Origin of the sequence: Humibacter sp. (assembly GCF_035547335.1) — a bacterium.
In the GTDB taxonomy this organism is placed as follows: Bacteria; Actinomycetota; Actinomycetes; order Actinomycetales; family Microbacteriaceae; genus Humibacter.
Genome location: NZ_DASZVF010000010.1, coordinates 23,704 through 36,573, shown reverse-complemented (window position 1 = coordinate 36,573; position 12,870 = coordinate 23,704). Strand labels below are relative to the sequence as shown.

12 protein-coding genes are annotated in these 12,870 nt (G+C 69.8%); 6 read left to right on the top strand and 6 right to left on the bottom strand.

Features of this window, described 5'->3' with window-relative positions; translation table 11 throughout:
- Positions 1-93: 93 nt before the first annotated feature.
- Positions 94-1,110 carry a LacI family DNA-binding transcriptional regulator gene (locus VHB92_RS03360; RefSeq protein ID WP_325451380.1) on the top strand — a complete coding sequence of 339 codons (1,017 nt, stop codon included), beginning with the start codon at positions 94-96 and terminating at the stop codon, positions 1,108-1,110.
- 126 nt (positions 1,111-1,236) lie between these two features.
- Here VHB92_RS03360 and VHB92_RS03355 read toward each other — a convergent pair whose 3' ends face one another.
- Positions 1,237-2,106, bottom strand: a complete 870-nt coding sequence (locus VHB92_RS03355; protein ID WP_325451378.1) for a site-specific DNA-methyltransferase — start codon at positions 2,104-2,106, stop codon at positions 1,237-1,239.
- A 122-nt stretch (positions 2,107-2,228) separates the two neighbouring features.
- Here VHB92_RS03355 and VHB92_RS03350 point away from each other — a divergent pair, with 122 nt between their 5' ends.
- Positions 2,229-2,525, top strand: a complete 297-nt coding sequence (locus VHB92_RS03350) for a GNAT family N-acetyltransferase (RefSeq protein WP_325451376.1) — start codon at positions 2,229-2,231, stop codon at positions 2,523-2,525.
- 35 nt (positions 2,526-2,560) lie between these two features.
- Here VHB92_RS03350 and VHB92_RS03345 read toward each other — a convergent pair whose 3' ends face one another.
- From VHB92_RS03345 to VHB92_RS03325, 5 genes are all read right to left on the bottom strand, one after another.
- Positions 2,561-3,574, bottom strand: coding sequence for a PHP domain-containing protein (locus VHB92_RS03345; protein ID WP_325451374.1), 1,014 nt, complete (start codon positions 3,572-3,574; stop codon positions 2,561-2,563).
- Between the two features lie 154 nt (positions 3,575-3,728).
- A complete protein-coding gene (locus VHB92_RS03340; protein WP_325451372.1) occupies positions 3,729-4,037 on the bottom strand; it encodes a hypothetical protein in 309 nt (102 codons plus the stop codon).
- Positions 4,038-4,128: 91 nt separating this feature from the next.
- Entirely contained in the window at positions 4,129-5,178 is a 1,050-nt protein-coding gene (locus tag VHB92_RS03335; protein WP_325451370.1) for a biotin/lipoate A/B protein ligase family protein, read from the bottom strand.
- Between the two features lie 210 nt (positions 5,179-5,388).
- Positions 5,389-6,234 (bottom strand): alpha/beta fold hydrolase, encoded by an 846-nt coding sequence (locus VHB92_RS03330; RefSeq protein ID WP_325451368.1) that lies wholly within the window; start codon positions 6,232-6,234, stop codon positions 5,389-5,391.
- 50 nt (positions 6,235-6,284) lie between these two features.
- Complete coding sequence (locus VHB92_RS03325; protein ID WP_325451366.1) at positions 6,285-7,337, bottom strand: beta-ketoacyl-ACP synthase III; 1,053 nt, start codon at positions 7,335-7,337, stop codon at positions 6,285-6,287.
- 307 nt (positions 7,338-7,644) lie between these two features.
- On the opposite strand from VHB92_RS03325, the gene VHB92_RS03320 reads away from it, so the two are divergent.
- From VHB92_RS03320 to VHB92_RS03305, 4 genes are all read left to right on the top strand, one after another.
- Complete coding sequence (locus VHB92_RS03320) at positions 7,645-8,199, top strand: MarR family transcriptional regulator (RefSeq protein ID WP_325451364.1); 555 nt, start codon at positions 7,645-7,647, stop codon at positions 8,197-8,199.
- A complete protein-coding gene (locus VHB92_RS03315) occupies positions 8,196-9,506 on the top strand; it encodes an MFS transporter (protein WP_325451362.1) in 1,311 nt (436 codons plus the stop codon). The genes VHB92_RS03320 and VHB92_RS03315 overlap by 4 nt, the downstream gene beginning before the upstream one ends.
- Positions 9,507-9,610: 104 nt before the next feature.
- The gene (locus VHB92_RS03310; RefSeq protein ID WP_325451360.1) at positions 9,611-11,620 is read left to right on the top strand and encodes a DUF6807 family protein; all 2,010 of its coding nucleotides are present in this window, start codon (positions 9,611-9,613) and stop codon (positions 11,618-11,620) included.
- A 40-nt stretch (positions 11,621-11,660) separates the two neighbouring features.
- A complete protein-coding gene (locus VHB92_RS03305; protein ID WP_325451358.1) occupies positions 11,661-12,833 on the top strand; it encodes a M24 family metallopeptidase in 1,173 nt (390 codons plus the stop codon).
- The last annotated feature ends 37 nt before the right edge of the window (positions 12,834-12,870 follow it).

Below are 12,870 nucleotides of genomic sequence, written 5' to 3'. Positions count from 1 at the left end.
GCACCCACCAGTGTGAGAGCGCGCTCATTCAGTCGACGACTGGGCTCGCCCCGCGCTCGGAATCGCGCTAAGTTCGGGCGGGGAAGGGACGACATGGGCTTGAATGGCGCGGCGCAGGCGCCGACACTCGAGATGGTGGCGGCACGAGCCGGTGTGTCCCGAGCCACCGTCTCTCGGGTGGTGAATGGGTCGCCGAAGGTGAAGCCCGAACTCATCTCCGCGGTCAACGCCGCGATCGCCGAGCTGAACTATGTGCCCAACCGCGCCGCCCGGTCGCTCGCGAGCCGCCGCACGGAGTCGATCGCCCTGGTCATCCCCGAGTCGACGAGCCGGGTGTTCGCCGATCCGTTCTTCGCGATGATCATCCAGGGCGTTGCCGTGCATCTCGCGGCGACCGACTACACGCTGGGCATCGTCGTCGCCTCCGAGGCGAATCCCGACAAGACTCGTCGGTACCTCACGGGAGGCAACATCGACGGCGCGCTGGTCGTCTCGCATCACTCGGGCGACCACTCCTACGAACGACTCGGGCGCACGGTGCCCGTCGTGTTCGGCGGCCGTCCTCTGCACGCGGACGACGGCGAGAGCTACTACGTCGACGTCGACAACATCGCGGGCGCCGTCACAGCGACCCGGCACCTCATCGAACGCGGGCGACGGCACATCGCCACCATCGCCGGTCCCGCCGACATGCCGGCCGGGTTCGACCGCGAGCTGGGCTGGCGGCGGGCGATGACCGAAGCGGGCCTCGACACGGGACTCATCGAGTGGGGCGACTTCTCCCCGGCATCCGGCGCGATGGCCATGCGCCGCCTGCTTGCCCGCAAGGTGCCGCTCGACGCCGTCTTCGCGGCCAACGACCAGATGGCGCTCGGCGCGTACGCGGTCATCGCCGAGTCGGGGCTGAGCATCCCGGATGACATCGCCGTGGTCGGATACGACGACGACGCGCTGGGATCCGCCGCGGCGCCCGCACTCACCACCATGCACCAGTCCATGACCGAGCTCGGAGCCGCGATGGCCGAGAAGCTCGTGAAGCTCATCGAGGGCGAGCCGGCGGAGCACGCGACGATCCTGCAGACCAGGCTCATCGTGCGCGGATCCAGCTGACGCGACGCGCGGCCCGGCCGCCCGCTGCGCTGCAGCCACCGCCGGTTGAGCTTGTCGAAACCGCTGCCCAGAGGAGCTGAGTTTCGACAGGCTCAACCCTCGGTTGCGAGCCGGGTTTCGACAGGCTCAACTCTCGGTAGCGAGGCGGAAGTCGACGTCGGGCATCCGCTGGAATCGCGTGCGCATCACGGCGATCGCCTCGGGGTTGCTGTCCACGAGCACGAACCGGCGATCGAGGGCGGCGGCGACCGAACCCGTCGTACCGCTTCCGGCGAAGAAATCGAGCACCCAGTCCCCCGGGCGCGAGGATGCCTGCACGATGCGCCGCACCACTCCCTCCGGCTTCTGCGTGGGATAGCCCGTCTTCTCGCGGCCGCTCGTGGTCACGATGGTGTGCCACCAGACATCCGTCGGCAGCTTGCCGCGGGATGCCTTCTCCGCCGTCACGAGGCCGGGCGCCATGTACGGCTCGCGGTCGACGGCATCCGAATCGAAGTGATAGGCGCGCGGATTCTTCACGTACACGAGGATCGTGTCGTGCTTCGCCGGCCATCGGCGCTTGGCCTTCGCGCCGTAGTCGTACGCCCAGATGAGCTCGTTGAGAAACGATGCCCTGCCGAACAACGCGTCGAGCAGCACCTTCGCGTAGTGCGCCTCGCGGTAGTCCAGATGCAGGTACAGCGTGCCGTCGTCGGCGAGCAGCCGCCACGCCTCGACGAGGCGCGGCTCGAGGAACTCCCAGTAGTCGTCGAAGCGGTCGTCGTAGCGCAGCAGATCGCCGCGGATGCGCTGATACGTGCGCCCCTGGAAGCCCGCCACCGCGCCCACCGCCTCGCTGCGCACCGAGGTCACGGGGCGGCGTTCCTGGCGGCGTCCCGTGTTGAACGGCGGATCCAGGTAGATCAGGGTGAACGAGTCGTCGGGCAGAAGGGGCAGCACCGCGAGGTTGTCCGCCTCGAACACGAGGTTCGGGCTGTCGGGCGACCAGGCGGGCATTGTTCCATTGTGGCCGCGTGCCGCGTGAGACGGGGCGTCGACGCCCGGTGGTCACCGGTGAATTCGCCGGTGACCGGCCGAAACGGCGGCACGGATCGCATCCGCGTGCCTATGGTGGCCACATGAGCGCACAGGTACGCGACGACCGGGATGCCTCCCGCTACGTGATCGAGCTGGACGGCCAGATGGTCGGCGCGGCGTATTACAAGCGGTTCGACGACCACATCGTCTTCACGCACACCGAGGTGGACGAGGGACATCAGGGCGAGGGACTCGCGGGACAGCTGGTGCAGACCGCACTGGATGACACGCGCGCCGCCGGTCTGCGCGTCGTCGCGCTGTGCCCCTACGTGCGCGCGTGGATCCAGCGGCATCCGGAGTATCAGGACCTGCAGAAGACGACGCAGAGCGCCGACTGACCTGGCTGCGCGGCGTCGGGGCTGCGCGAAGCCGGTCAGCCGCGCGCGGCCAGCCACTCCCGCAGGCGGGGCAGGGGCCACGTCGTGACGACGCGATCGGCGGGCACGCCGGCCGCCTCCGCTCGGGCCGCGCCCAGCGCCACGAAGGCGAGATGCCCCGGAGCGTGGGCGTCGCTGTCGATGCTGAACAGGCATCCGGCGTCGAGCGCCATGGCGATGAGCTCGTCGGGCGGATCCTGACGCTCGGGGCGCGAGTTGATCTCGACCGCGACTCCCTCGGCCGCGCATGCTGCGAACACCTTCTCCGCGTCGAACTCCGACTGCGGTCGCGTGCCGCGCGATCCCTGGACGAGCCGGCCCGTGCAGTGTCCGAGCACGTTGGTCGCCGGGTCGTGCACCGCGGCGAGCATCCTCGCGGTCATCACCGCTCGATCGGCTCGCAGCTTGGAGTGGACACTCGCCGTGACGACATCGAGTCGACCGAACATCTCCCTGGTCTGATCGAGCGTGCCGTCTTCGAGGATGTCGACCTCGATTCCCGTGAGCAGCGTCACGTCGTGCTGCGAGGTGCGGTTCCACTCGTCGATGTCCGCCAGCTGCTTCTGGAGGCGCTCGACGCTCAGCCCGTTGGCGACCGTCAGGTGGGGCGAATGGTCCGTGATGGCGATGTATTCCCGTCCGAGCATGTCGGCGGCATCCGCCATCGCCGCAATCGGCACCGTGCCGTCCGACCACTCGGTGTGGGTGTGCAGATCACCGCGCAGGAGTCCGGCCAGTTCGGACTCGGGAGGTGCCTGTCGTGCATCGCGAAGCTTCGCGAGGTAGTCGGGCAGCTCTCCCTCGAGCGCCTGGGTGACGACCTGCAGGGTGCGGTCGCCGATGCCCTTCGTGCGGGCCAGCCTGCCGTCGGCCAGGCGGTCGCGCAGCTCGGCATCCGGCACGCCCGCGATAGCGGAGGCCGCGCGCCGGAACGCCTGCACCTTGAAGCGCGGAGCGAGATCGTACTCGAGGAGGAAGGCGATCTCGTTCAGCGCGGCGACGGCATCCATCCGCTCATCATGCCGCGACGCGGCGACGCGGGGCCAGCGGTTGCGAAGCGAGGCCGACATCCGTTGGGCAGGATTCGGGCGGGATGCTGCGCGGTCGTCGCCCTCCGGCGGCCGGTGCGGAGTCACCGCCGAGGTGAGCCGGGGACGGCGTGCGTCAGGGAAGAGGATTGCCGTCGGAGTCGAGCCGGATGCGCACGGGACCCTCGCCGAAGATGCCCTTGTCACCGTCGCCCGGCACCGGTGCCGGGATGGGCAGCCGAGCACGCTCGTCGAGCTCAAGCTGCGCCTCGTACTTGGCGGGTGCGAAGACCTCGTCGCCGATCAGGAGCATGCCCGAACTGCGCGTCGAACCGCTCTTCGACGGCTTGCGGCTCTTGTCGCTGAGGTCGATCCAACCCAACCGGTTCGCGAGGTAGAGAAGGATGCAGACGGCGACGACGCCGACCAGTACCCACCAACCCACGCCGGTACTGTAGCGCGGTCTCACTGCGCGCCCGCTGGGATGTTCCCCCGGCATCGGTCGACGGCTTACCGCCGGCCGATCGGCCGAGGGTTCACGGCACGCGGTAGAGCCACTCCTCCGTGCCGAACTTCTCGGCGACCAGGCGTTCGGCATCCGCGTATTCGGCGTCGGAGATGTCGCCGGGCTTGGCGCCATAGAGCTCGGTGAACGTCTGCTTCATGAGGTCGATGATCGCGGCACGGCTGAGACCGCTCTGCTGGCGCAGGGGGTCGACGCGTTTGGCGGCGGACGTGATGCCCTTGTCGCTGATCTTCTCCCGGCCGATGCGCAGCACCTTCGTCAGCTTCTCGCCGTCCATGTCGTAGCTCATGGTGACGTGATGCAGCACCACTCCGTTCTTGAATCGCTTCTGGGCGGCGCCGCCGATCTTGCCCTGCGGGCTGGCGATGTCGTTGAGCGGCTTGTAGGTGGCATCCACTCCGAGCGAGCGGAGTGCGACGAGCGCCCAGTCGTCGAGGTAGGCGTAGCTGTCCGCGAAGCTCATTCCCGACACCAGCTCCGCGGGCACGTACAGCGAGTAGGTGACGACGTTGCCCTTCTCCATCATCATGGCGCCACCGCCGGTGATGCGCCGCACGACGTCGAAGCCGTACTCCGCCGCGCCGTCGGGGTCGACCTCGTTCTTGACGGACTGGAAGCTTCCGATCACCACGGCAGACTCGTCCCACTCCCAGATGCGCAGCGTCGGACCCCTGTGGCCCGCAGCCAGCGAGTTGCTCAGCGCCTCGTCGAGCGCGAGATGCAGGCGAGGCGGAACGGCCTTCGCGTGCACGATCGTCCAGTCGTAGTCGCGCCAGGAGGTGGCGTTCGCGAGCGAGCGACGGATGGCGACGGCCACGGCCTCCGGGGAGAATCCGAGCAGCGCGGCATCCGACGGAAGCGCCCTGCGGATGGCGTCCGCGATCGCACCCGAGTCGGACTCGGCCGAGAGGCCGTTCACGGCCGCGTCGATCGCCTCCAGCGCCGAGTCGGGTTCCAGGAAGAAGTCGCCGGACAGGTGGAAGTCGGCGATGGCGCCATCCGCCACCTCGAAGTCGACGACGACGAGCTTTCCGCCCGGAACCTTGTATTCACCGTGCATGCTCCCAGCGTATGCGGCGGCCCCCGTGGGCCGCGCGGGTCGCCCTCCGTCCGCCCCCGCGGTCCCACTCCCGCGCTGAGACATACCTATTGGGGTGAGACATCACGCCAGGCGTGCGGTCTCGAACGGATCGGCATGTCTCGGCACGGGAGGCGTCGTGGGACACACGAACACGCAGGCCGCGCGGGCGGGCGCCGACGCGCCCGCCCGTCAGACGCGGGCGGGGAAGCGGACGTCGAGCCAGCGCACGAGGTCGGCGAAGACCTCTGCGCGGTTCGTCTCGTTGAAGACCTCGTGCCGCGCCCCCGGATAGATGACCAGCTGCGTGTCGGTGAGTCCGGAGCGCTTGCGGTAGGCGGCGACGAGCATCCGCGCGCTCTTCGGACCGCCCAGCGAGTCCTCTTCGCCGATCATCACGAGAAGCGGAAGGTCGCGGATGCCACGCGCAGGCCGCCCGTAGAGCCGCAGCCCGTCGGCCACACCGAAGAGCTTCAGCACCTTGGCGTCGAACGTGAGCGGGTCGGCCGCGAACTCGGCAGCGACGCTCGCGTCTCGGCTGAGCCATTCGTATCCCGTGGTGCCGAGCGTCTTGTGCCGCTTGTTGAGGTTGCCGGCCTCCATGTGCGCGGGCATGCGGTAGGCCGTCCCGGTGAGCACGAGCGCGTCCACCTCGTCGGAATGCCGGTTCACGAGCATCTGCGCCATGAGCGAGCCCCAGCTGTGCCCGAGCAGCGCGACGGGAATCCCAGGGTTCTCTTCGCGGATGATGCGGCCGAGCATCCGCACGTCGTCGACCGCGGCGCGCAGGCCACCCGGTCCGAGGCGCCCGAGTCTGGAGCGGTCGCCGTTCCATTGCTCGAGCCCCGTCTGACCGTGGCCGCGCTGGTCGGCGGCGTAGACCGAGAACCCGTTCTCGTTGAGCACGTCCACGAGCTGCTGGTAACGCGTCGCATACTCGCCCAGGCCGTGCACGAGGTGGACCACGGCGCGCGGATGCTCGACCCGCCACACGTAGTAGCTGACGGTGACGCCCTGTTCATCCTCGAAGCTCGGCACGCGGCGATTCTCCCACCCCACGTGTCAGTGGGCGATGGCGTCGCGTCGCCTCACTCGGCCGCGACGGGCGGGTTCGCCGTCTCGCCCACGTGATCGGGCAGCACGACGACCTGAGCCGCGTAGTCCAGCCCCGCGCCGAAGCCGAATTGGAGCGCGATCTGCCCGCCGTGGGCCTCGCCCTCGCGCAGCAGGCGCTCCGTCGCGAGCGGCACGGAGGCGCCCGACGTGTTGCCGGTGTCGACGATGTCTCGCGCGACCACGACGTCGTCCCTCAGCCCGAGCCGCTCCTGCAGGCTCTCGATGATGCGCAGGTTCGCCTGGTGCGGGATGAAGACGTCGATGTCGGCGGCCGTGAGGCCGGCCTCGGCGATGGCCCGTTCCGCGATGTCCGGCATGGCCGAGATCACCCAGCGGTACACCGATGGGCCCTCCTGGTACACGGTGGGCCAGGGCACGGTGCCCGGCTCGGCGTATTTGAAGTCGAGCCAGGAGTGGGTCATGGTGATCACGTCGGCCTTCGTGCCGTCGGATCCCCACACGGTCGGACCGATTCCCGGCTCGTCGGACGGCCCGAGGATGGCCGCACCCGCCCCGTCGCCGATGATGAACGACAGGCTGCGATCGGTGGGATCGCCGATGTCGCTGAGCTTCTCGGCGCCGATCACCATGACGTGCCCGGCAAGGCCCGACCGGATCATCGCGTCCGCCTGGCCGATGCCGTAGCAGTAGCCCGCGCATCCGGCGTTGACGTCGTAGGCGGCCGCGTCGGGGATGCCGAGCCGCGATGCCACCTGAGGCGCCATGCCGGGAGTCGACTGCAGCCACGACACGGTCGACACGATCACGGCGTCGATGTCGGCTGCGTCCAGACCGGATGCCGCCAGCGCTGACCGCCCCGCGTCCTCTGCCAGCTGCTCGACGGTGACCTCACGGGGAGCCCGGCGCCTGGTCACGATGCCCGTGCGGCGGCGGATCCACTCGTCCGAGCTGTTGATGGGCTCGATGATGTCGGCGTTGGGAACCACCAGTTCGCCTCGGGCACCGCCGACGCTGAGGATGCGGGAATGGGCCGTGGTGGGCGCGGACTTCAGAGATGGCGACACGTTGAGTTCCTCCGAGAAACGACGCCTTCGAGTCTATCCGCGCACCGCTCGGCGCCTTCGGGCCGCCGGTCGGCAGGCGGCGGATGCAACGGCGGGCTGACGCCCGCGCAGCAGTAGGCGGGCGCCGGGGCAGCAGCAGGCGGCCGCAGGTGGCGTCACACGGCGGAGGCCGGAGCCAGCGGGCGGACAGCGGCCTCACCGCAGGAGGCGCCCCAGAACCTCCGCGCCTCGAGACGCGGCACTCGGGAACGCGACGAAAGCCCAGTTCCGAAATAGTTAGCGTGGCTAATTTGTTATGCTAAACATCATGACTCCTCCGATGACTCCGAGTGCGACCGCCGTGTCGCCGAGGCAGGCGGGGTCGAGCGTCTCGTCGGCGGTCTCCGCTGCGACCATCGCCGGCCCGCCGCCGCAGACGCGATCCGAGTCGTCGTCGCGACGCATCACGACGCACGAGCTGTCGAGCGATGTGCGGGTCGCCGTGGCGCGGCTGTCGCGACGCATCCGGGCAGAGAAGGCCGACGGCGCCCTCAGCGACGGTCAGTACAGCGTTCTCGCGCTGCTGTTCCGCGAGGGCGAGAAGACTCTGAGCGAGCTCGCCGAGCACGAGCGCGTGACGCCGCCGTCGATGAATCGCACAGTGAACAAGCTGGAGTCGGCGGGATACGTGGTGCGCCAGGCGTCCTCCGACGACCGCCGCAAGGTGCTGTTCGTGCCGACGGATGCCGGCCGCGAGCTCGTCAAGGAGACCCGCAGGCGCCGAGACGCCTGGCTCGACCGGCGGCTGGCGAGGCTGCCGCCCGCGACTCGAGCGCTGCTGGCCGACGCCGCGCAGGTGATGCGGGAACTGGCCGATTCATGACGGCGATGTTCCGTTCGCTGTCGTCGGTGAACTACCGCATCTGGTTCGCGGGCGCGCTCGTGTCGAACGTAGGCACCTGGATGCAGCGCACCGCGCAGGACTGGATCGTGCTGACCCAGCTCACGCACAACGACGCGCTGGCCGTCGGCGTGGTCATGGCGCTGCAGTTCGGTCCACAGCTGATCCTGCTCCCCGTCACCGGATACGCCGCAGACCACCTCGACCGCCGCAAGCTCATGATGGCGACGCAGGGCGCCATGGGCGTGCTGGGTCTGGGGCTGGGCATCCTCACCATCAGCGGCGCCGTGCAACTCTGGCACGTCTACCTGTTCGCTCTGCTGCTCGGCGTGGTCGCCGCGTTCGACGCCCCTGCGCGGCAGACGTTCGTCGGTGATCTCGTCGGCACGAAGCTGCTCGGCAATGCCGTCGCGCTCAACTCCGCCTCGTTCAACGCCGCGCGGCTCGTCGGTCCCGCCGTCGCGGGGCTCCTGACGGCCGCTGTCGGCGCCGGCTGGGTGTTCCTCATCAACGCGGTGAGCTTCGCCGCCGTGCTGGCATCCCTCGCGCTGATGCGGCGTGATCGCCTGCATGCCACGAAGCGCGCCACGCGGTCCCGCGGAAGCCTGGTCGAGGGGTTCAGGTACGTTCGCCGGCGCCCCGACCTCCTGACGATCTTCACCATGGTGTTCCTCGTCGGCACCTTTGGTCTCAACTTCCCGATCTTCGTCGCGAGCATGGCGAGCACCGTCTTCCATAAGGGCGCGGGAGAGTACGGCATCCTGTCGTCGGTCATGGCGGTCGGCTCGGTCGTCGGCGCCCTGCTGGCGGCGCGGCGCGAGAAACCGCGCGGCTCGTTGCTTGCCGTCTCGGGTGTGATCTTCGGCATCGGATGCGTCGCCGCCGCTGCCGCCCCCGGCTACTGGTTCTTCGGCGCCATGCTGGCGATCGTCGGCGTGGCATCGCAGACCTTCAACACGACGGCCAACGGGGTCGTGCAGCTGAGCACGGACCCGGTCGTGCGCGGCCGCGTGATGGCCATCTACATGGCCATCTTCATGGGCGGCACCCCGATCGGTGCGCCGATCGTCGGCTGGGTGGCCGACGCCTTCGGGCCGCGCTGGGCGCTCGTGGTCGGCGGCGCATCCGGCATCCTGGCCGCGGCGGTTGGCATCTACTACATGGTGCGGTACCGCGGGATGCGCCTGGCCTTCACGGAGCGCAGGCTCCGCTTCACGTTCCAGCAGCCGAGCCGTGGACTGGCGATTGCCGAGATGGAAGGCGACGAAGCGGCCGCGCAGCGGGCGTGAGGCACCTCGGCGTCGCCGCGCAGTGGGAGAAGCGGCGCTGGAAAGCGCTTTCTGACATGATGTAAGCGGCCGTCGAGAGCGACACACAGTGAGGTGACAAGGGCATGACGCACAGCGATGCGGTTCCGCACGTCGTGATAACCGGCGTAGGGGGTTACGGGAGGCTTCACCTCGAGAACGCTCGTCGCCTGGCGGCTGAGGGTCGCCTCTCGATCGTCGGACTCGTGGATCCGGCCGTGGCCGCCAAGCGCGACCGCGACGGCGACATCCCGCTCTACGCCGACCTCGATGCCGCGCTCGCCAGGCATCGGGCCGACATCGTGATCGTGGCGACTCCGCTGGACACCCATGAGCGTCTCGCCGAGATCGCCATGCGAGCAGGAGCCGATGTGCTTCTCGAGAAGCCGCCGGTGCCCTCCATGGCTGCCTTCGAGCGCCTGCTCGCCGTGCAGCGCGAGACCGGTCGAGCCGTACAGGTCGGCTTCCAGAGCCTCGGGTCCACCGCGATCGCCGCGCTCCAGGATGACGCGCTCGACCTGGGACCCATGCGATCCGTCAGCGCGACCGGGCTGTGGAGCCGCGCCAAGTCGTACTGGGAGCGTGCACGGTGGGCCGGCCGGCGCACACTGGACGGACACGCGGTCGTCGACGGCGTCGTCACGAACCCGCTCGCGCATGCCGTCGCCACGGCGCTGCGGATCGCCGGCTACGACACGGCCGAGTCGGTCGGACTGGTCGAGACCGAGCTGTACCGGGTGAATGCGATCGAGGCCGACGACACGTCCGTGATCCGGGTGAGCGCGTCGGGGCGCCCGACCGTGACGTGCGCGCTCACGCTGTGCGCCCCGCCCGAGCTGCACGACGCGCCGGATCGCGCCGCGACGGTCGCGGTGAGGGGGACGCAGGCATCCGCGTCGTTCTCGTACACGACCGATGTGATCACTGCCGACGGGAATGAGACCTCGTTCGGGCGGTCCGATCTGCTGGAGAACCTCATCGAACACCGCAGGAACGGGGTCGACCTGATCGTGCCGCTGGTGTCGACTGGTGCGTTCATGCGCGTCGTGGAGGCCGTGCGGGAGGCGCCGGAGCCGACGAAGATCGACCCGCGCCTGGTGACCTGGCACGGAGAGGGCGCGGCCGAGTACCCGATCATCGACGGCATCGTCGCGACCGTGCAGGCGGCATCGGAGCAGGGCGCGACGTTCAGCGAGCTCGGCGTGCCGTGGGCGACGCCGGGCGCCGACAGCGTCATCGCGACGGCGCATGTGGACGGCGTCACGGTGGCGCGCGAGGTCGACGGCGGGGGAACTATCTCGTTCTCCAGCCCCCACCCCTACCTGCACCCCGTGCGCACGCTGGGCGGAGTGACGGTGACGGCGACGCATCCGGCCGACCACGACTGGCATACCGGAGTGGCATTCACGGTGCAGGATGCCGACGGCATCAACTTCTGGGGCGGCCGCACCTACGTGCACAATCGCGGCTACGAGACGCTCGATGACCACGGCCGCATCGAGGTGCTGAGCACAGATCCGACGGATGACGGCGTTCGGCACGAGCTGGCCTGGCGCGGCCCGGCGGGCGAGTCCGTGCTGGAGGAGAGCCGTGACATCCGCTGGCGGGCCCTGCCGTTCGGCGACGGCCGCACCGCTTGGTCGCTCGAGTTCGATGTGCACCTGACCCCGTCGCAAGGCGAGGTCACGCTGGGCAGTCCCGGCAGCAAGGGCAGGGTCGGGGCCGGCTATGGCGGGTTCTTCTGGCGACTGCCCGACTGCGTGGATGTCGCCGTGTTCACCGCGGATGCCGCGGGCGAAGACGCCGTCAACGGCAGCGTCGCACCGTGGCTCACCTTCAGCGCGGACTTCCTGGCAGGACCGGAGCAGAACGGCACGGCTTCCATCGTGCTGACCGGTGGCGACGAGACCACCGCGGGCGACCCGTGGTTCGTGCGCGTGAAGAACTACCCGGGCATCGGATGCGCCGTGGCGTGGGATGCCCGCACGCCCGTGCCGGCGGACGGCCTGAGCCGCAGGTATCGCGCAGCGGTCATCGACGGCGCCGTCTCGACCAGCGAGGCGAACGAGCTCGCAGAGACGCTTCGTCGCGGATGACGCCGGACGACACAGACGACATCGATCGGGATCGGACGCGATGAGACAGGGACCAACAGAGCACACGGCCGAAGCGGGATCGGAGGCAGTCGGCATCCACGAGGAGTCGTCGGGGCCGGCGGAGGCGTCGTCGCGGCCGGAGCCGACCACGGCGGCCCAACGCGCGTCGGATCGCGCCGTGAAGCGCGCCAGGGTGCTCGAACTGCTCGATCGAGCCGACGCCGAGTCCGTGCTGCTGACGAGTGCCGCGGCCGTGGCCTGGTACCTCGACGGCGGACGGCAGAACGTGAGCCTGGCGGCCGACCCGATCGCGGCGGTGCGAGTCGGCCGCGACGACGACGAGGTGTTCGTCACCTCGAACGAGGCGGAGCGCCTGGTGGCCGAAGAGCTGCCGGCGGGCGTCGTCATCCGTGATCGGCCCTGGTACGAGGCGCTCGAGATGCCCGCAATCTCGAGCGCCCTGCACGAGCACCAGCTGGATGCCGAGCTGCGGGCAGCGCGGGCCGTGCTGCTGCCCGGCGAGCGGCAGCGGTTTAGAGCGCTGAGCGCCGATGCAGCGGCAGCGGTCACCGACGTGCTGCTCGCCGCCCAGCCTTCGTGGTCGGAGCGCCGGACAGCGGCCGAACTGGCCGGCCGGCTCGTCGCGATCGGCGCCGACCCGCTCGTGCTGCTCGTCGCCGGAGAGCGGCGGGCATCCCTGCCGCATCCCCTGCCGACCGACGGCCCGCTGGGCGGCAGAGCCATGGTGGTCGTGTGCGCACGGCGCGACGGGCTCATCGCGAACCTCAGCCGATGGGTGGCGTTCCGCCCGCTCACCAGCGACGAGGAGGATGCGCAGCGACGCATCCTCGAGGTCGAGGCCGACGCGCTGGATGCGACGCGGCCCGGCACCGTGCTCAGCGACGTACTCCAGGTGATCGCCGGCGCGTACCCGGCGCACGGCTTCGACGCCGAACAGTGGCGGCGACACCACCAGGGCGGAGCCGCCGGATACGGCGGCCGCGACCCGCGCGCCACACCCTCGACGAGCGACGTCGTTCGGCTGGGTCAGGCGTTCACATGGAATCCCTGGGTGCCTGGCGCGAAGATCGAGGACACCGTACTCCTCACCGGCACGCCGGAAGCGCCCGTCATCGAGCCCATCACGCGGGATGAGCGCTGGCCGACGACGCGCGTCGGGGGGCGGGAGCGGCCGGTGACGCTGCAGCGGTAGCGATCGAGCGGCCCGCACGCAGGGCGAGATCTCTCAG

Coding starts and splice junctions, on each gene's coding strand:
- VHB92_RS03350 (WP_325451376.1), top strand. CDS start 2,229: ATGAGCGCACAGGTACGCGACGACCGGGATGCCTCCCGCTACGTGATC.
- VHB92_RS03335 (WP_325451370.1), bottom strand. CDS start 5,178: ATGCACGGTGAATACAAGGTTCCGGGCGGAAAGCTCGTCGTCGTCGAC.
- VHB92_RS03320 (WP_325451364.1), top strand. CDS start 7,645: ATGACTCCTCCGATGACTCCGAGTGCGACCGCCGTGTCGCCGAGGCAG.
- VHB92_RS03355 (WP_325451378.1), bottom strand. CDS start 2,106: ATGCCCGCCTGGTCGCCCGACAGCCCGAACCTCGTGTTCGAGGCGGAC.
- VHB92_RS03360 (WP_325451380.1), top strand. CDS start 94: ATGGGCTTGAATGGCGCGGCGCAGGCGCCGACACTCGAGATGGTGGCG.
- VHB92_RS03305 (WP_325451358.1), top strand. CDS start 11,661: ATGAGACAGGGACCAACAGAGCACACGGCCGAAGCGGGATCGGAGGCA.
- VHB92_RS03310 (WP_325451360.1), top strand. CDS start 9,611: ATGACGCACAGCGATGCGGTTCCGCACGTCGTGATAACCGGCGTAGGG.
- VHB92_RS03315 (WP_325451362.1), top strand. CDS start 8,196: ATGACGGCGATGTTCCGTTCGCTGTCGTCGGTGAACTACCGCATCTGG.
- VHB92_RS03345 (WP_325451374.1), bottom strand. CDS start 3,574: ATGGATGCCGTCGCCGCGCTGAACGAGATCGCCTTCCTCCTCGAGTAC.